This is a genomic window from Ramlibacter sp. (genome assembly GCF_041916345.1).
In the GTDB taxonomy this organism is placed as follows: Bacteria; Pseudomonadota; Gammaproteobacteria; order Burkholderiales; family Burkholderiaceae_C; genus Ramlibacter.
In genome coordinates this window covers 15,432-32,702 of the sequence record NZ_JAYRZR010000043.1, presented here as the reverse complement: position 1 = coordinate 32,702, position 17,271 = coordinate 15,432, and the positions used below count along the sequence as shown (strand labels likewise).

Sequence of the window (17,271 nt, the reverse complement as noted above, 5' to 3'; positions counted from 1 at the left end):
GCGCCGTGTTGATCTGCGCCTGGCTGCCGGTGAGGGTCACCGTGGCGGTGCCGTTGTTGGTGACGGTGGCGCCACCGGCGTTGCTGGCATTGAGCACGCCGTTGGTGACCGTGAGCGTGGCACTGCTGAGATTCGTGTCCGCGTCGGCCACGCTGATGGTGGCGCCACCGGTGAAGGCCAGCGTGCCGTCCTCGGCCACGGTGCGAGCTGAAGGCACCGTATTCACGGGGGGGTCATTGACGTTGGTGACCGTCACATTGACGTTCGCCGCCTCGGTGACACCGCCGGAACTGACCGTGTAGATGAAGTTGGTCGAGCCGACAAACCCCGTGGTCGGCGTGTAGACCAGCTGACCGCCCGACAGGCGAACGGTGCCATCGGTCACCGTGACCGCAGCCCCCCCGTCCGTGAGGGCAGAGCCACCCACATTGATGATCACGCCCGCGGCCTCGAACGTGTCGTTCGAAAGCACGTTGATCGTGATCGCCGTGTCTTGCGGCGTGGTGGCGGCATCCGCCACGATGTCAGGGACGGCACCGATCCGGATGGAGACGGTGTCGGTATCGGAGAACGTGCCGTCGCTCGTGACCACCGTCAGCACGGCCGCGTTGGCCGACGATCCGCTGTCGTTGTAATCCGCCGTCGGCCTGAACTGCAGCGTGCCGAGCGCCGTGTTGATGTTGGCCTGCGTGCCGGTGACAACCACCGTGCCGGTGTTGTTGCCCACCACCGTCGCGCCACCCGCCGTGACACTCAGGGTGCCATGCGTGACCGTCAAGGTCGCGCTGGACACATTGCCATCGACATCCGCCACGCTGATGCCGGTCGGGCCCGTGAAGGAGAACGCCGTGTCCTCGTTCGTCGACTGCGTGCCGGGAACCGTGTTGACCGGCGCGTTCGGCGGTGCGGCGGTAGAGACCGTGACGTTGACCGTCTCGGTCTCCGTCACGCCGCCAGACGTGACCGTGTAGGTGAAGCTCGTGCTGCCGGTGAAGCCGGTCGTGGGCACGAACTCCAGCTGACCACCTGTGAGGCGAACCGTGCCATTCGCAACAGCGACCGCGGCACCACCATCGGTGACCGCGGAAGCCCCCACGCCGGTGATGGCGCGGCCAGCGTTCTCGAACGTGTCATTCGAGAGCACATTGACAGTGACGGCCGTGTTGAGCGGCGTGGTGGCCGCATCGACCACCGTGTCGGCCACCGACGTGACCGTGATCACCACCGAATCGGTATCCGTGAGCGCTGTCGCGTCCGTGGACACGATGGTGAGGGTGTCCGTGCCGTTGAAGTCTGCCGTCGGGTTGTAGGTCAGCGTGGCCAGCGCCGCGTTGATTTGCGCCTGCGTTCCGCTGAGCGTGAGCGTCGCGCTGCCATTGGCCCCCGCGGAGATCGTGGCGCCACCGCCCAGCACCACGTTCACGCCGCCATGGCTGACCGACAGCCTGGCCGTGATGACGTCGTTCTCGGCGTCGGTCACGCTGATCTGGCGCGCGCCGGTGAAGGCGATCGAGGTGTCTTCCGTCGTCGTCTGGGAGACGGGCACCGTGTTGACGGGTGCATCGCTCACCGAGCCGACATTGACAGTCACTGTCGCGGTCTCGGTCACGCCGGCCGGGCTCGTGACCGTGTAGGTGAACCGGTCGGTCCCGTTGAAGCTGGCATTCGGCGTGTAGACGACCTGCCCCGCCGCCGTGAAGGTGACCGCGCCGTTCGTGGGCGTCCCCACAGCGGTGACATTCGGGCTGCCCTCGAAGTTGTCGGCCGTCGCCCCGCCCGTGCCGGTCAGCACGTTCGCAGTGACCACCGTGTTCTCGGTCGTGGTCAGCGTGTCGGCCGTGATGTCGACCACCGGCGTGACCGTGATCGCCACCGTGTCGAGATCGCTGAACGTGCCGTCCGTGCTGGTGACCGTCAGCGTGTCGTTGCCGTTGAAGTCCGGCGAGGGGATGTACTTCAGGCTGGTCAGGGTGGCGTTGATGTCCGCCTGGGTCCCCGTGATGGTGACGCTGGCCGTGCCCACGCCCGTGACGACCGCCAGACCGGAACTGGTGAGGTCGAGCGTGCCATTGGTCACCGCGAGCGTCACGCCTGTGAGGTTGCCGTCCGGGTCGGACACGCTGACCGTCGCGCCACCCGTGAAGGCCAGGGTCCCGTCTTCCGGGATCGACTGCGCGCCGGGCACCGTGTTGACGGGCGAGTTCGGCGTGGTCACCGTGATGCGGACGTTGGCCGTCTCGGTCACGAGCCCGGAGCTGACGGTGTAGGTGAAGGCAGGCACCACACCGGCAAAGCCCGCCGTGGGCGTGAAGACCAGGCTGCTGCCCACCAGCTGCACGCTGCCGTTGGTGACCGCCACCGCGGCCCCGCCGCTCGTGATGGCCGTTCCGGCCACCTGCGTGATCGTGGGCGTAGCCTCGAAGCTGTCGTTGCCCAGCACCGCGATGGTGACGGGCGTGTTCTGGGGCGTCGACTGCGTGTCGTCGGCGATGTCGACGACCGGGCGAACCGTGATCGGGATGGTGTCCGTGTCCGACAGCGTGGCCGCGTCGGTGGTGGTGATCGTCAGCGAATCCGATCCGTTGTAGTCGGGATGCGGCCGGTAGTTGATGCTGGCCAGAACCGCATTGATCTGGCTCTGCGTGCCCGAGACCTGGACACCTGCCGTGCCGTTGCCGGTGACGGTGGCGCCACCCGAGGTGACGGTCAGGTAGCCATGGGTCACCTGCAGGGTTGCGCTGACGACGTCCGTGTTGGAGTCATCGACGCTGACGCCGCTGACCGCGATCAGCGTGTCCTCGTCGACGACGATGCTCGCCGGCACCTTGTTGACCGGCGCTTCGTTCACGGCGGAGACGGTCACGTTCACCGTGGCCGTCTCGGTCACGCCGGTCGGCGACGTCACCACATAGGTGAAGCTGTCGGACCCGACAAAGCCGGTGTTGGGCGTGTAGGTGATGTTGCCACCTGCCCCCACCGTGACGAAGCCGTTGGCACCCTGCGTGATGCTGGAGATGGACGGTGAGCCTTCGAAATTGTCCGCCGTGCCGCTGGTCGTGCCGAAGCCCGACAGCAGGTTGGCCGTCGCCGCCGTGTTCTTGGGTGTCGTGATCGCGTCCGACACGATGTCGGCCACCGGCGTGACCGTGATCGCGACGGTGTCGGTGTCGTTGCTGATCCCGTCCGTGCTGACCACGGTCAGCAAGGCGGAACCGTTGTAGTCGGCGGTGGGCGAGAAGCGCAGGGTCGCCAGAGCCGAGTTGATCTGCGCCTGCGTGCCGGCGAGCGTGAGCGTACTCGTGTTGTTGGCGCCCGAGCTGATGCTCGCGCCGCCCACGAGGCTGACGTTGAGATTCCCGTTGGTGACGCTCAGCCGGACCGTCTGCAGGTCGTTGTTGGCATCCGAGACGCTGATGGTGGCAGCGCCCGTGAACGCAAGCGGGGTGTCCTCGGCGGTCGTCTGGGCGCCGGGCACCGCGTTGATGGGCGGCGGCGGGGCCGTGATCGTGACGTTGACGGTCGCCGTCTCGGTGCTGCCGCCGGAGATGGCCGTGTAATTGAAGCTCGGCGTGCCCACGAAGCCGGTGGCCGGCGTGAACACCAGCCGCCCGCTGACCAGCTGGACGGAGCCGTTGGTCACGATGACGGCCGCGCCACCATCGGTGATGGCGGTACCGTTGACGGCCGACACCGAGGGCGTGCCTTCGAAGGTGTCGTTGCCCAGCACGTTGATCGTCACCGCCGTGTTCATGGCGGTTGTCGCGGTGTCGTTGACGATGTCCGGCACCGAGGTGACCGTGATGCCCACCGTGTCGCCGGCGGAGAAGACGCCGTCGGTCGTCGTCACCGTCAGCGTGACGCTGCCCGGGGTGTCGGCGACTGGCGTGAAACGAAGGCCATCCAGCGCCTGGTTCACCTGGGCCGGTGAACCGGAGATCTGCACAGACGAGGTGCCGTTGCCGATGATCGTGGCACCACCCGTCACCGCAAGCAGGGTGCCGCTGGTCACGGTGACCGTCGTGGTGATCGTCGCGCTGTCCGCGTCCGTCACGACGATGGCCCGGCTGCCTCCCAGCGTGAGCTGGTCGTCTTCCGCGATGACCTGCGCAGGCGGCACCCGGTTCGACGGCGGCGTCACGGGGATCGGGTCGTCCGCCGGCGGGGTCGGTGGCGGCGGCGGTGCCGGGACGGGCGTGGGCGCCGGGGTCGGCGGCGGCGAGGGTGGTGGCGGCTCCACCGGCGGCGGCGCCGGAGGCGGGGGAGCGGGCGGCGCCGGTGTCGGCGCAGGCGCCGGCGGGGGCGGCGCCGGTGGCGCCGGCGTGGGCGCAGGCACCGGCCCGCCCTCGAGCGGGGACGTCCCAGGCGTGTCTTCGAACTCCACGCCCGCCACGGGCGTATCCTGCTCCGGGTCACCCAGGGGCGATTGCACCACGGGCACTTCACCAAGCGACGGCGTGACGAAAGGCGGACGCGGCAGTTCCTCCGCGATGCGGGGCAGGCGCACGAACGAGTTGCCGTCGTCCACGCGAATGCGGTCCAGCAGCGACGTGCTGCCAAAACGCTCCTCGTCTTCTTCCTGTTCCTGGCTGATTCCTTCCGTGTCGACCGTGGCCGGGTCGGTCGCTTCGGCCACCCGACTCAGCAGATTGCCGCGCGTATCGATGTCGGCGGCCGTCAGCGCGTTGTCGAACAGCACCGCCTCGAGTTGCACCGACTCCTTCGTGCGAAGCACCACGCGGCCACCGTTCTCGGACCCGAGTTCGACCCGGGACTCCTCCATGGTGGAGACGACCTCGCCCTCGAAGACTGGGTCTCCGAGCTTGAGCTGACGCTGCCGGCCGTCGGCCGACTTGGCGATGGCTGTGCCCTCGATGAGGACTACCGTTCCGATGACGCGTGGATCCATGACTGAACCTGGCTCCGAGTTAAACCACTCGTTTAATTGTATCTTTCAGTAACGCCTTTGCCAGCGCTGTAACACTGACGGGCGCACCTATTCGTGAAATGCTTCCCACCCTGCCCTCAGCGCTCGGTGAACGCCGAGTCGCGGGCCCGCAGGACCGGCTTCAGCAGGTAAGTGAGGATGGACTTCTTGCCGGTCAGGATGTTGACCTCGGCCACCATGCCGGGGATGATCGGCATGCCCTGACCCAACTGTGACTTTTCCGTACGCAATCTGACAGTGTAGAAGGTGTTTCCCTTGTCATCTGTCACTGAATCGGCGCCGATCAGCTCGACCTTGGCGTCCAGGCCCCCATAGATGGCGAAGTCGTAGGCCGTGAACTTCACTACGGCCTTGTCACCTGGACGGATGAACGCGATGTCCTTGGCGAGGACACGGGCGTCCAGCAGCAGCGATTCCTCCAGCGGGACGATCTCGACCACGTCCCGGCCCGGCTGGACGACGCCGCCCACCGTGTTCACGTGGACCCGCTTGACGGTACCCCGGACCGGCGACTTCAGCGTGGACTTCTCCACGCGGTCGGCCAGCCCCACACCGCCGGCCGTGCTGATGTTCAGCCGGCCCAGCGTCTCGCTCAATTCCTTGCGGGCTTCACTGCGGGCGGTCAGGGTGATCTCCTGCACCTTGCGCGCGCCCTCGGCGATGGCCGACTGGGCCCGCGCGATCTGGGCCGCAGCCACGTCGCGCTCGCCGGCGTAGCGGCTCACGTCGCGCTCCAGCCGCAACACGTCCACCTCGGAGACCGCACCGCCGGCCACCAGCGGACGCGTATAGGAGAGCTCCTGCATGGTGAGCTGGTAGCTCTTGGCCGCCTGGTCGCGCCGGGCCTGCGCCTCGGCCTGCTCCTGGCGTTTCTGGGCCACCTGCTGCTCGGCCACGCCGAGCTGGGCCGCCAGGGCATTGCGGTTCGACTGGTAGGCCTGCAGCTCCGCCTCGACGATCTTGGGCGCTTCCTTCACCGCCTCGGCCGGCGGCTCGAACGCGGTGCCCTCGGCCAGGGCCCTGAGGCGGGCCGCACGCGTCAGCAGCGCCAGGTATTGCGCACGGTTCTCCTGCAGGGAGGAATCGAAACGGGTCGGATCGATCAGCACCAGCGGCTGGCCGACCTCGACCACCTGGCCTTCCTTGACCAGGATCTCCGCCACCACACCGCCATCCAGGCTCTGCAGCACCTGCAGCTGGCGCGAGGGGATGACCTTGCCCTCCCCGCGCGTGACTTCGTCGATGCGGGTGAGCGCCGCCCACACGAGCAGCACGACCAGCGCCACCCAGAAGATTCTCAGCACCAGCCGGGCCCGCATGGGCTCCTGCTCGAGCAGCAGGCGTTCGGCATCGGCCGCAAACGTGGCCGGCAGAGGCGGCGGCTCCGTGCCGGCAGGGGGAAAGAGCACCTGACGCAGTCCGGACAGCATCATGAAGCCTTTCCGACCCGGCCGGCCTTGAGGTCGGCGAGGACCTGGTCACGTGGCCCATCCGCGACGATGCGTCCCTCGTCCATCACCACGATGCGATCCGCCAGGTCGAGCAGGCTGCTGCGGTGCGTGACGACGATGAGCGTGCGCCCCTGGGAGAACGTGCGCAGCCGCTCCTTGAACTGGGCCTCGGAGCTGAAGTCCATCGAGCCCGTCGGCTCGTCCATCACCAGCATGGGCGGCTCCAGAAGCACTGCGCGGGCAATGGCCACGGCCTGGCGCTGACCGCCCGACAGCGACTCCCCGCGCTCGCCGACCATCATGTCAAAGCCCTGCGGATGGGCGCTGATGAAGCCGCCCAGCCCGGCCAGCTCGGCAGCGGCGAGCACGGCGGGACCTTCCGCGTCGGGCGCGGCGATGGCAATGTTGTCGCGCAGCGTCCCGAAGAAGAGCACCGGATCCTGCGACACGTAGCCGATGTTGCGGCGCAGGTCGGCCGGGTCGATCTGGCGCAGGTCCACGCCGTCCACTTTCACGGTGCCTTCGTCCGGCGTGTGCAGGCCCATGATGAGCCGCTGCAGCGTCGTCTTGCCGGAGCCGACACGGCCGATGATCACGACGTGCTCGCCCGCGGCGATGCGCAGGTTGATGCCGCGCAGCACCGGCTGCTTGCTCCCCGGATAGGCGAAGTGGACGTTCTCGAACGCGATCTGGCCACCGAGCTGGGGCCGGTGCAGGTAGGTCGCGTCGGGCGATCGCTCCTGCTGCGCCTGCATGGTGGCGTCGAGCGAGGTCAGCCCCGCACGGGCGTTCTCGTACTGCATCATCAGCGCCACGAGCTGGGTCATCGGCCCGAGCGCACGGCCGCTGAGCATGGTCGACGCGATGAGGCCACCCATCGTGACCTGCCCTTCGCGGATCAGGTACACGCCCACCACGATGAGCAGGAGGCTGGCGATCTGCTGCACGCCGCTCACCACGTTCACCACCGACGACGACATCAGCCGCAGGCGGGCGCTGGTGGCGGCCAGGAAGACCGAGGTTGCTTCCAGCCGCGTCTGCATCACGCGCTCGGCGCCGTGCGCCTTGATGGTTTCCAGGCCGGTCAGCGCCTCGACCAGCGTCGCGTTGCGTGTGGCGGCCGCACGGAAGGTGGTCTCGGCGAGGCGCGCCATCTTGCCCTGCACGGTCCAGGCGTAGATGACCACGCCGACCAGGCAGACCAGCGGCACCAGCACGAGGTACCAGGAGATCCACCCCATGACGATCAGGAACAGCACCGCGAAGGGCACGTCGATGATCGCCGTGATGGTGGCCGAGGCGATGAAGTCACGCACGGTCTCGAACGACCGCAGCGTGACGGCGTAAGCGCCCACCGAGGCCGGCCGGTTCTTCAGGCGCATGCCCAGCACGCGCTCCATGATCTGCGCGGACAGGCGCACGTCGATGCGGCTGCCCGCGAGGTCCACGAAGTGGCCGCGCACCATGCGCACGACGTAGTCGAGCACGATCACCAGCGCCAGGCCGACCGCCAGCATCCAGAGCGTGCCCTCGGCGAAGTTGGGCACGACGCGGTCGTACACGTTCATCGTGAACAGCGGCAGGGCGAGCGCGAACAGGTTGATCAGCAGCGCGGCGCCCAGGATGTCCCGGTAGAGCGATGCCTGCTCACCCATGGCCGTCCAGAACCAGTGGCCCTCACGACGGGTGTGCAACTCGGGCGCACGCGCGTCGAAGCGGAAACGCGGCCGCACCGAGATGGCCATGCCGGTATAGCGCCGCTCCAGCTCGGCCACGGGCATCAGGACCTCGCCCTGCCCTGTCTCGGGCAGCAGCAGGCGTGCGGCCTGGGCGGCCTGGTCCCAGCCGACGAGCACGGCGGCCTGTTCGTCCTGCAGGAGCAGCACGATGGGCAGGACGGCGAGGTCGAGCTGCCCGAGGGATCGGCGCACCACGCGCGTCGCCAGTCCGGCGCGGGCCGCTGATCGGGCGAACACGGATGGCGTCATGCCCTTCGGTCCCAGCGGAAGACCCGCGGACAGCGCTGCGCGGCTCCTGGGTTGCCCCAGCAGCCGCGTCACCTCAACCAGGCAGTCGAGCAGCGGATCGGGCTGCTCGGGGTTCTGCCGGAGTTGCTGGCGGAGATCTTCCCAACCTGTGGCTGCCGCCGGGACTTGGGCGGCCTCTGCTTGTGTCATTCGACTCCGTGCCGGGACCCATGGGATCCCGAGTTCATATGTAAGACGTCCTGCCTAAGATTGTAGGGAGGCCGTGAGTGCTTACCGACGCCCGCCGTCAGCTTTTCTCAGCCGCCCCCAGCCCTACGCAGACCCCCCGGCGCCGGATGCAGCAAGGGGGGTTTGAAGCCAGTTGCGGGCCCGACGAAGAAACTTCAATCACCAGCCTGCCACGTGCCGGTAGGATGCCGCCCAGAGGAGACACCATGACCGTCATCACCCACATCGAGGACCTGCGCCGCCTCGCCCAGCGTCGTGTTCCGCGCATGTTCTACGACTACGCCGACTCCGGTTCCTGGACCGAAGGCACCTACCGGGCGAACGAATCGGACTTTCAGCGCATCCTGCTGCGTCAGCGCGTCGCGGTGGACATCGACAACCGCAGCACCCGGACGACCATGCTCGGCCAGGAGGTGGCCATGCCAGTGGCCATCGCGCCCACCGGGCTGACCGGCATGCAGCACGCCGACGGGGAAATTCTCGCCGCGCGCGCGGCGCGCCGCTTCGGCATCCCGTTCACGCTGTCGACCATGAGCATCTGCTCGATCGAGGATGTCTCCCAGGCCACCGACCGCCATCCGTTCTGGTTCCAGCTCTACGTGATGCGCGACCGCTCCTTCATCGAGAGCCTGATCGACCGCGCCAAGGCCGCCAACTGCTCGGCGCTGGTGCTCACGCTGGACCTGCAGATCCTGGGCCAGCGCCACAAGGACCTGAAGAACGGCCTGTCCGCGCCACCCAAGCTCACCCTCGCCAACATCCTGAACATGATGACGAAGCCGCGCTGGTGCCTCGGCATGCTGGGCACCAGCCGCCGGCAGTTCGGCAACATCGTGGGCCACGTCAAGGGCGTGGACAACATGGGTTCGCTGTCGGAGTGGACGGCGCGGCAGTTCGATCCGCGGCTGTCCTGGCAGGACGTGGAATGGATCAAGCGCCGGTGGGGCGGCAAACTGATCCTCAAGGGCATCCAGGACGTGGAGGATGCCCGCCTGGCCGCCGAGTCCGGCGCGGACGCGCTGATCGTCTCGAACCACGGCGGTCGCCAGCTCGACGGTGCGCCTTCCTCCATATCGGCGCTGCCCGCGATCGTGGACGCGGTCGGTTCGCGCATCGAGGTGCACATGGACGGCGGCATCCGCAGCGGCCAGGATGTGCTGAAGGCGGTCGCCCTGGGCGCCCGCGGCACCTACATCGGGCGGGCCATGCTGTACGGCCTGGGCGCGATGGGCGAGGCCGGCGTCGAGAAGGCGCTGCAGATCATCCACCGCGAGCTGGACCTGACCATGGCGTTCTGCGGACGCACGGACATCCGGCAGGTCGACCGCGGCATTCTCCTGCAGCCGACCTGAGGCCATGGGCGCCGGCGGCCGATCAGCGGCCGCTCACGCGCCGCAGCTCCACCGGCCCGGAGCTGCTGTTCGCGGCCAGCTGCCACTTCTGCAGCAGCGGCTCCGCCGCAGCCCAGCAGGCCTCGCGATCTTCGGGGTCGGCCAGGGCCGCCAGGTAGATGTGGCCGCATCGCCGCGCCAGCGCATAGGGCGCATCGTGCAGATCCTGCCGGGGCGCCACGCCCAGCAGCGCCGGCGGTGACACCAGGCCCTGGCAGGCCTGGATCACGCGCTGCATCAGCGCGAGGTTGCGCTCCACGTCGGTGCCCAGCAGCATCACCACATGCGAGTAGTCGGGCAGGAAAGCCCGGGTCAGCGGCAACTGCAGGCCATTGCGTGCCATGGCGATCAGGCGCAGCACGCGATCACCCCGCTCCACGTCGACATAGTCGGACGCCACGTCCAGGAACTGGGCCCCCGCGAAGCGGCGGTGGACCAGCTCCTCACCCGTTGCATGTGCCAGCCATTGGGTCAGCTCGAAGGCCGAAACGCCCTCCGACGAGCACACCATGACGCGCTGGAAGGCATCGGGGTCGGCCTGGCGCGCCGCGCCGGGATGCCGCATGGGCGTGGAGAGGCGCCGCCAGACGGCCGGCGGCGGGTACTGCATGCCCTGATCCATGGCGCGGCGCAGCTCCAGGACGCGGCGGCTCATGTCGGCCGGCGATTCGTCACATTGCACGATCGCCATGGACCAGGGCCCCGAGAGCAGTCGCGGGCCCCGGCTGCTGTGGACAATGCGCACGGAATGGTGGCGGGGGTCGCCCGCCACGCGATCCATGATGCGCAGCAGCGCCGAACCCGGGCCCTCCTTCCATTGGACGAACCAGCCGGACTGGTACAGCAGGGCGGTCGCGACGCCCAGGGGCTCGTTGTGCCGAACGGCGGCCGCGCGGATCTTCTCCATCTCCGCGTAGACGGAAGTAGTCACGGTGGACTGGCTCGCGTACATGATGCGAGCCACCGTGGCACCTTCATCGGGGCTGGTGTCGTGCGACGTAGGGGCTAAATCCATTGGCACAATGATGCCGTTGATGACAGCAGACCGGTTTGCGATACGTCAACTCAGGGGTGGCGCCGGCACAATCGGCACATGGTCGCGCTGCGCCGAATCGCCCACCTGGACATGGACGCGTTCTTCGCGTCAGTCGAACTTCTGCGTTACCCGCAGCTGCGCGGGCTGCCGGTGGTCATCGGTGGCGGCCGTCGTCGCGTCGACGAGATGCTCGACCAGCGCCACGCGGGCCGCCCCCTCAGCGCCATCCCGCCCGAGGACTTTCCCCGCCTGAAGGATTACGTGGGCCGCGGTGTGATCACCACCGCCACCTACGCCGCGCGCCAGTTCGGCGTGGGTTCCGCCATGGGCATGATGAAGGCGGCCCGCCTGTGTCCGCAGGCCATCGTGCTGCCGGTCGACTTCGAGGAGGTCCGCCGCTGCTCCCGCGCCTTCAAGGAGGTGATCCGCGAGATCGCACCCGTCATGGAGGACCGCGGCGTCGACGAGGTGTACATCGATTTCACCAACGTGCCTGGGGGCCAGCGCGAGGGGGGCCGCGTGCTTGCGCGCCTGATCCAGAAGTGCATCTTCGAGCGCACCTCGCTCACCTGTTCCATCGGCGTGGCACCCAACAAGCTGCTGGCCAAGATGGCCAGCGAGTTCGACAAGCCGAACGGCATCACCGTGCTGCACGAGGCCGATCTGCAGACCCGCATCTGGCCCTTGCCGGCGCGCAAGATCAACGGCATCGGGCCCAAGGCCGAGCAGCGCCTGGCACGCCTGCACCTGCACACCATCGGCGAGATCGCGGCCCAGCCCCGCGAGTGGCTGGCCGACAACTTCGGCCGCTCCTGGGGCCACTGGATGCACGATGCGGCCTGGGGCCGCGATGACAGGCCGGTGGTGACCGAAAGCGAACCTGTCTCCATGAGCCGCGAGACCACCTTCGAGCGCGACCTGCATCCCCGGCGTGACCGGACCGAACTGTCCGCCATCTTCACCGACCTGTGCGAGCGTGTGGCCGAGGATCTGCGGCGCAAGGGCTACGCCGGCCGCACGGTGGGCATCAAGCTGCGCTACGACGACTTCCGTACGGCCACGCGCGATCTGACGCTCGAGGCCCCCACGGCGGACGCCCGGCAGATCCGCCGTGCGGCCGGCCAGTGCCTGAAGCGGGTGGACCTGGACCGCCGGCTCCGCCTGCTCGGCGTGCGCGTGAGCAAGCTCGTGCGGCCTGGCGAAGAAGCCGCGGAGCCAGCGGCAGCCCTTCCCCAGCCCGCCATCGTGGGCGACCTCTTCGACCAGGAGTCTGCCCTGCCTTGACGGCGCCTTACGCGTAACTTACATTCGATCCACCCGTTCAGGTGGAGTCCGGCATGACACTCGATCAGCTCCAGCGCATCAAGCAGTGGCATGTGGCCCACCGTCATGAGCGCCCACTCGAATACCACCTGTGGGACGCCGTGCTCACCCTGTGGCTGATGGGGTGGGTCGGCTGGCTGCCGACGCTGGCTTTCGCCGTCTGGTGGGCCGCACCCCTGTGTCTGGTCGGCACCGTGGCGCCCACGCTGTACGTCGGCTGGCGCCTGAGGGCCCACAGCCGGCAGCGTCTGCGCTGCGACTGGCTGCCTGCCTGATCCGCGCCCGCCGCGCCTGTCCCGCGGGTGGCTGCGGCGACGGCCGTGCGCGCTAGAGTGCGCGCAACAGGAGATGTTCCCCCATGCCTTGCTTCCAGCTTGACCAGACGGGCCATGTGGCCCACCTCGTGCTCGCCCGCCCGGACGCGCTCAACACCATGAACCCCGCCTTCTGGCGGGAACTGGACGGCGTGCTCGACACGCTGCACCGCGAGGGCCGCTCGCGCGCCCTCGTCATCTCGTCGACCGGCAAGCACTTCTCGGCCGGCATGGACCTGGAGACATTCGGCGGCGCCATCACCATGGACGACGCCTCGGCGGAGGGGCGCACCGCCATCTTCGACCTGCTCACCGACATGCAGGCCACCTTCACCCGGCTGGAAACCCTTCGCATGCCGGTGATCGCCGCCATCCAGGGCGGCTGCATCGGCGGGGCCGTCGACATGGTCACGGCCTGCTGCCTGCGCTATGCGACGGCCGACGCGTTCTTCTGCGTGCAGGAGATCAACATCGGCATGGTGGCGGACGTCGGTACGCTGCAACGCCTGCCCAAGCTGCTGCCGATGGCGCTGGTGAAGGAACTCGCGTACACGGGCCGCCGGCTGCCCGCGCGGCGCGCGCTGGAATGGGGCCTGGTCAACGAGGTGTTCGACACCCAGGCGGCCATGGTCGAGGCGGCGCTGCAGTGCGCCGCCGAGATCGCCGCCAAGCCACCGGTGGCCATCTGGGGCACCAAGCAGGCCCTGCACTATGCCCGTGACCACTCGGTGGAAGACTCGCTGCGCCAGATGGGCTGGCTGCAAGGCGCCGCCTGGAGCAATGCGCACGTGCGCGAGGCCATCGAGGCGATGAAGGCCCGCCGTGCGCCCGGATTCCCCGATCTCGCGCCCCTGCGGTCCTTCCGCGACCTCTAGCTCGCCCCGCGCGGCACGCCTTACTGGCGTGCCATGCGCACGTTGGAGGGCAATGCCACCGGATGGCTGGCGCGGAAGGGGTTGATGTCCAGCCCGCCGCGCCGCGTGTAGCGCGCGAACACGGCCAGCCGCGTCGGCCGGCACTGGCGCCAGATGTCCATGTAGATCCGTTCCACGCACTGCTCATGGAACTCCTGGTGGTTGCGGAAGCTCACCAGGTACTGCAGCAGGCCCTCCTGGTCGATCTGGGGGCCGCTGTAGCGGATCTGCACGCTGCCCCAGTCGGGCTGCCCGGTCACCAGGCAGTTGCTCTTCAGCAGGTTGCTGGTCAGCACCTCCTCCACCGGCTGCTCGTCGCGCGCCGCCCGCAGCAGATCGGGCGCGGGCGTGTAGCGCGTGCACTCGATGTCCAGCCGGTCGAGGCTCAGGCCGTCCAGTTCCCGCACCGACTCCTCCCCGAAAGCCTCCGGCAGCACCAGCCGGACGCCCACGCTGCCTGACACCGCGGCGCCGCGCCAGGCGGCCTCGCTGATGTCGGCACGGATGCGGTCGCGCACCTCGTCGGCCGTGGCGAACACCGTGTTGGAGAAACTGCCCAGGTACAGCTTGAACGACTTGCTCTCGACCAGGTTGGGGGTCTCGCACGGCACGGTGATGTGCGCGATGGCCACCTGCGGCTTGCCGCGGCGGTTGAGCCAGCTCAGCTCGAAGGCCGTCCAGAGATCCGCGCCGAGGAACGGCACGCCGCTCGCGAGCCCGATCTCCGCGCGCTTGGGCGCCCGCGGCAGGGGGAACAGCAGGCTGGCGTCATAGCGATCGACAAAGGCCGTTGGCTGGCCGAGGGCTGAGAGTTCGGGCTGCATGCCGCGAGCCTAGCGCAGGTGCGCCAGCAAGGGCGGCAGCAGGGCATCGACCGCGCCGGGCGGCAGGTCATGGCCCATGCCGTTGATCGGCACCAGCCGCGCGCCCGGAATGCGCAGCGCCGTATCGTGGCCACAGGCAAACGGCACGAGCGGATCGTGCGTGCCGTGCAGCACGAGCGTCGGCGCCTGGATGCGCGGGAGTTCCAGGTAGCGGCGCGTGTCCGCGCCCACGGCCACCAGCTGGCGGACCGTGCCCGCGGGGTGCCAGGCCCGCCGCACCATGGCCCGCACGCGTTCACGCGCCTCGGCCTCGGGCGTCGGGAAGCCGGGGCTGCCGATCAGCCGCAGCAGCCGCATGAAGTGCGCCACCACGGCCTCCTCGTCGGAGCCGGAGGGTCGGGCCAGCAGGCCCGACAGCACCGCGGCCCGCGGGCCGGGCAGGAACGGCGCGCCGCTGGTGCTCATGAGGCTGGTCAGGGTGGTCACGCGGCCGGGCGCCGCCAGCGCCACGCGCTGGGCCACCATGCCGCCCAGGCTGGCGCCGACCACGTGCGCTCGCGCCAGGCCCAGGGCATCCATCACCCCGATGGCATCGAGCGCCATGTCGGCCAGCGTGTACGGTGCGTTCACCGGCAGGCCGAGGCGATGGCGCAGGCTGGCGGCCGCCACGTTCGGCACGCCCAGGTGATCCAGCCAGGTGGAGAGGCCGACATCCCGGTTGTCGAAGCGGACGACGCGCAGGCCAGCCGCCTGCAAGGCCTCCACCATCCGTGGCGGCCAGGCCACCAGCTGCATGCCCAGGCCCATGATGAGCAGCACGGCCGGGCGACCGGGCTCGCCGGTGTCCTCGACCTCGATGTCCAGCCCGTTGGCCCGCACCTTCATCGGGCACTCCCCACCGGACGGGCGTTCACTCGAACCGGCGCTCGCGCAGCCACTTGGTGGCGATCCACTTCTCGCCCTCCAGCACCGGCGCGCCGCCGTGCAGCGTGCGCGTGGAGGGGTGGGCGCGGTCATAGCTGAAGAACACCGCATTCCCGCGCTTGGGCGCGACCTCCAGGTGCACGTCCGGGAAGACGGTCCCGCCGCCCTTGGTCGGCTCGCCCAGGTACATCACCACCGTGCCCACGCGCTGACCGCCCCGCCTCAGGATCGTGGGCGTGCCGGGCTCCGCCGGGTCGAAGTAGTCGTAGTGCGGCTTGTACTCGGCGCCCGGCCCGTACTGAAGGATCTGCAGGCCTTCACCGTTCTCCTCCGGCCAGTTCACCAGACGGGCCAGCCGCCTTTCGATGCGCTGCACGAGCTCGTTCTCGCCGCGCTGGAAGAACATGCCGTTGCTGGTGCGGTCGGCATTCACCTCCTCGCCGCCGGTCTTGGTGGCCACCGTCAGCGAGCGGGCGAGCCGCGGCCGTGCCAGCTCGATCAGCTGCTCGCACTCCTCGTCCGAGAGCAGGTTGCCGAACACCACCACGCGCGGGTTGAATATGGCCTGCAGCACGTGCACGCGGCGGTCCCCGCCGTCCAGGTACAGCGGCGACTCGTCGAGCCGCGGATCGGGCACCGGCACCGCCGGTGGCAGCCCCGCGGCCACGGCACGCGTCTCCAGGTGGCCGCGCAAGGTGGACTCCATCGCCTCCACGGCGACGTCCTCGGACCAGCCGGAGGCCATCATCGCCTTCAGCACGGACTCGGCCGTGTGGCCGGCCTGGGCCTGATCGACGATCCATTGCCGCAGCTCAGGCGTGATCTGCTGGGATTCGGTGGTGCTCATGGCGTGATTTTGCGCCGGAAGACGAGCCGGTCAGGCCCGGAAGCCCTGGCGTCGTGACGATAACCCTCGAGATCGAACGCGGCCAGGTCGTTGGGCGAGTCGATGCGGCGGGTGATCGCGTAGCGGGCCATCAGGCCACGCGCCTTCTTGGCGAAGAAGCTGATCACCTTGTAGCCGCCGCCTTTCCAGTCCTCGAACACGCACTCGATCACCCGGGCACGCAGCGCGTCTCGGCGGACCGAGCGAAAGTACTCCTGGGAGGCCAGGTTCACCACCACCGGCGTCGGGTCGCCAGCCAGTGCCCGCCGCAGGTTCTCGGCGATGCGGTCACCCCAGAAGCCGTACAGGTTCGGTGCGTCGTCCACCGGCAGCTGCGTCCCCATCTCCAGGCGATAGGGCTGCATGCGGTCGAGCGGGCGCAGCACGCCATAGAGCCCGCTGAGGATGCGCACGTGCGCCTGGGCCCATGCGAGGTCCTCGGGGGACAGGGTCCGCGCCTGCAGGCCGTCGTAGACATCGCCGTCGAAGGCCAGCACGGCCGGCCGCGAATTGCGGGCGGTGAAGCGCGTCGACCAGGCCTGGTAGCGGGCCGCATTGAGCGCCGCCAGCGTGTCGCTGATACCCATCAGCGAGGCCAGTTCCTGCGGGGACCTGGCACGCAGCACGTCGACCAGGTGACGGGCCTCGGCCCGGAACGCCGGCAGGGTATCGGGCACCTCCGGCAGCGGTGACTCGTAGTCGAGTGACTTGGCGGGCGACAGCACGTACAGCATGGGGCGCCGATTATCCCCGCCACGCACGGGCGGTCAGCCACTGCGCAGAAGCGATGGCAAGCACCACGGCCGCGTAGCTGGCCATCTTGCCATCCACGCCGAAGAACCAGAGGCACGTGGCTGACGCCGCGAGGCCGGCCGCCAGGTTGACCATCGCACAGGTCACGCGGCCGGGCCGCGCCCCGCGGGGCAGCAGCCAGGGCGCCACGAGGGCCGTGAGCACCGCCACGAAGGCGATCGGCGCCAGGAAACCCAGGAGGTGGAGGATGGCGTCGGAGGCGGACACGGGGCCAGGACGGGCCTGGGATTCACT

At 69.0% G+C, this 17,271-nt stretch carries 13 protein-coding genes; 4 read left to right on the top strand and 9 right to left on the bottom strand.

The window, feature by feature from the left end:
- The 3 genes from ACE3T5_RS12640 to ACE3T5_RS12630 all read right to left on the bottom strand — a co-directional run.
- Positions 1-4,906 (bottom strand): tandem-95 repeat protein (locus tag ACE3T5_RS12640; RefSeq protein WP_374668140.1); only part of this gene is annotated, 4,906 nt, incomplete at its 3' end.
- Positions 4,907-5,022: 116 nt separating this feature from the next.
- Positions 5,023-6,378: an HlyD family type I secretion periplasmic adaptor subunit gene (locus tag ACE3T5_RS12635; protein WP_374668138.1), complete on the bottom strand. Its 1,356-nt coding sequence runs from the start codon at positions 6,376-6,378 to the stop codon at positions 5,023-5,025.
- A complete protein-coding gene (locus ACE3T5_RS12630; RefSeq protein ID WP_374668136.1) occupies positions 6,375-8,573 on the bottom strand; it encodes a type I secretion system permease/ATPase in 2,199 nt (732 codons plus the stop codon). Before ACE3T5_RS12630 ends, ACE3T5_RS12635 begins: the two co-directional genes overlap by 4 nt.
- A 245-nt stretch (positions 8,574-8,818) precedes the next feature.
- Here ACE3T5_RS12630 and ACE3T5_RS12625 point away from each other — a divergent pair, with 245 nt between their 5' ends.
- Positions 8,819-9,964, top strand: a complete 1,146-nt coding sequence (locus ACE3T5_RS12625; protein ID WP_374668134.1) for an L-lactate dehydrogenase — start codon at positions 8,819-8,821, stop codon at positions 9,962-9,964.
- A 22-nt stretch (positions 9,965-9,986) separates the two neighbouring features.
- Here ACE3T5_RS12625 and ACE3T5_RS12620 read toward each other — a convergent pair whose 3' ends face one another.
- Positions 9,987-11,018, bottom strand: coding sequence for a BLUF domain-containing protein (locus ACE3T5_RS12620; RefSeq protein ID WP_374668132.1), 1,032 nt, complete (start codon positions 11,016-11,018; stop codon positions 9,987-9,989).
- Positions 11,019-11,096: 78 nt separating this feature from the next.
- Here ACE3T5_RS12620 and ACE3T5_RS12615 point away from each other — a divergent pair, with 78 nt between their 5' ends.
- The 3 genes from ACE3T5_RS12615 (at position 11,097) to ACE3T5_RS12605 (ending at position 13,551) form a co-directional block, all read left to right on the top strand.
- Positions 11,097-12,323 (top strand): DNA polymerase IV, encoded by a 1,227-nt coding sequence (locus tag ACE3T5_RS12615; protein WP_374668130.1) that lies wholly within the window; start codon positions 11,097-11,099, stop codon positions 12,321-12,323.
- A gap of 53 nt (positions 12,324-12,376) precedes the next feature.
- Complete coding sequence (locus ACE3T5_RS12610) at positions 12,377-12,637, top strand: hypothetical protein (RefSeq protein ID WP_374668128.1); 261 nt, start codon at positions 12,377-12,379, stop codon at positions 12,635-12,637.
- A gap of 83 nt (positions 12,638-12,720) precedes the next feature.
- Positions 12,721-13,551 (top strand): enoyl-CoA hydratase-related protein, encoded by an 831-nt coding sequence (locus tag ACE3T5_RS12605; protein WP_374668126.1) that lies wholly within the window; start codon positions 12,721-12,723, stop codon positions 13,549-13,551.
- 20 nt (positions 13,552-13,571) lie between these two features.
- Here ACE3T5_RS12605 and queF read toward each other — a convergent pair whose 3' ends face one another.
- Genes queF through ACE3T5_RS12580 form a run of 5 tightly spaced genes read right to left on the bottom strand, consistent with a single transcriptional unit; the run spans position 13,572 to position 17,244 of the window.
- A complete protein-coding gene (queF, locus tag ACE3T5_RS12600; RefSeq protein WP_374668124.1) occupies positions 13,572-14,414 on the bottom strand; it encodes an NADPH-dependent 7-cyano-7-deazaguanine reductase QueF in 843 nt (280 codons plus the stop codon).
- Positions 14,415-14,423: 9 nt separating this feature from the next.
- Positions 14,424-15,299: an alpha/beta fold hydrolase gene (locus tag ACE3T5_RS12595; RefSeq protein WP_374668122.1), complete on the bottom strand. Its 876-nt coding sequence runs from the start codon at positions 15,297-15,299 to the stop codon at positions 14,424-14,426.
- 25 nt (positions 15,300-15,324) lie between these two features.
- Entirely contained in the window at positions 15,325-16,185 is an 861-nt protein-coding gene (locus ACE3T5_RS12590; protein ID WP_374668120.1) for a 2OG-Fe(II) oxygenase, read from the bottom strand.
- The gene (yaaA, locus tag ACE3T5_RS12585) at positions 16,182-16,958 is read right to left on the bottom strand and encodes a peroxide stress protein YaaA (RefSeq protein ID WP_374668118.1); all 777 of its coding nucleotides are present in this window, start codon (positions 16,956-16,958) and stop codon (positions 16,182-16,184) included. The genes ACE3T5_RS12590 and yaaA overlap by 4 nt, the downstream gene beginning before the upstream one ends.
- Positions 16,959-16,968: 10 nt before the next feature.
- Positions 16,969-17,244 (bottom strand): hypothetical protein, encoded by a 276-nt coding sequence (locus ACE3T5_RS12580; protein ID WP_374668116.1) that lies wholly within the window; start codon positions 17,242-17,244, stop codon positions 16,969-16,971.
- Positions 17,245-17,271: the final 27 nt, after the last annotated feature.

What these genes read in the sequence shown, in the direction of transcription:
- ACE3T5_RS12635 (WP_374668138.1), bottom strand. Translation starts at nt 6,378, where the DNA reads ATGATGCTGTCCGGACTGCGTCAGGTGCTCTTTCCCCCTGCCGGCACG.
- ACE3T5_RS12630 (WP_374668136.1), bottom strand. Translation starts at nt 8,573, where the DNA reads ATGACACAAGCAGAGGCCGCCCAAGTCCCGGCGGCAGCCACAGGTTGG.
- ACE3T5_RS12625 (WP_374668134.1), top strand. Translation starts at nt 8,819, where the DNA reads ATGACCGTCATCACCCACATCGAGGACCTGCGCCGCCTCGCCCAGCGT.
- ACE3T5_RS12620 (WP_374668132.1), bottom strand. Translation starts at nt 11,018, where the DNA reads ATGGATTTAGCCCCTACGTCGCACGACACCAGCCCCGATGAAGGTGCC.
- ACE3T5_RS12615 (WP_374668130.1), top strand. Translation starts at nt 11,097, where the DNA reads ATGGTCGCGCTGCGCCGAATCGCCCACCTGGACATGGACGCGTTCTTC.
- ACE3T5_RS12610 (WP_374668128.1), top strand. Translation starts at nt 12,377, where the DNA reads ATGACACTCGATCAGCTCCAGCGCATCAAGCAGTGGCATGTGGCCCAC.
- ACE3T5_RS12605 (WP_374668126.1), top strand. Translation starts at nt 12,721, where the DNA reads ATGCCTTGCTTCCAGCTTGACCAGACGGGCCATGTGGCCCACCTCGTG.
- queF (WP_374668124.1), bottom strand. Translation starts at nt 14,414, where the DNA reads ATGCAGCCCGAACTCTCAGCCCTCGGCCAGCCAACGGCCTTTGTCGAT.
- ACE3T5_RS12595 (WP_374668122.1), bottom strand. Translation starts at nt 15,299, where the DNA reads ATGAAGGTGCGGGCCAACGGGCTGGACATCGAGGTCGAGGACACCGGC.
- ACE3T5_RS12590 (WP_374668120.1), bottom strand. Translation starts at nt 16,185, where the DNA reads ATGAGCACCACCGAATCCCAGCAGATCACGCCTGAGCTGCGGCAATGG.
- yaaA (WP_374668118.1), bottom strand. Translation starts at nt 16,958, where the DNA reads ATGCTGTACGTGCTGTCGCCCGCCAAGTCACTCGACTACGAGTCACCG.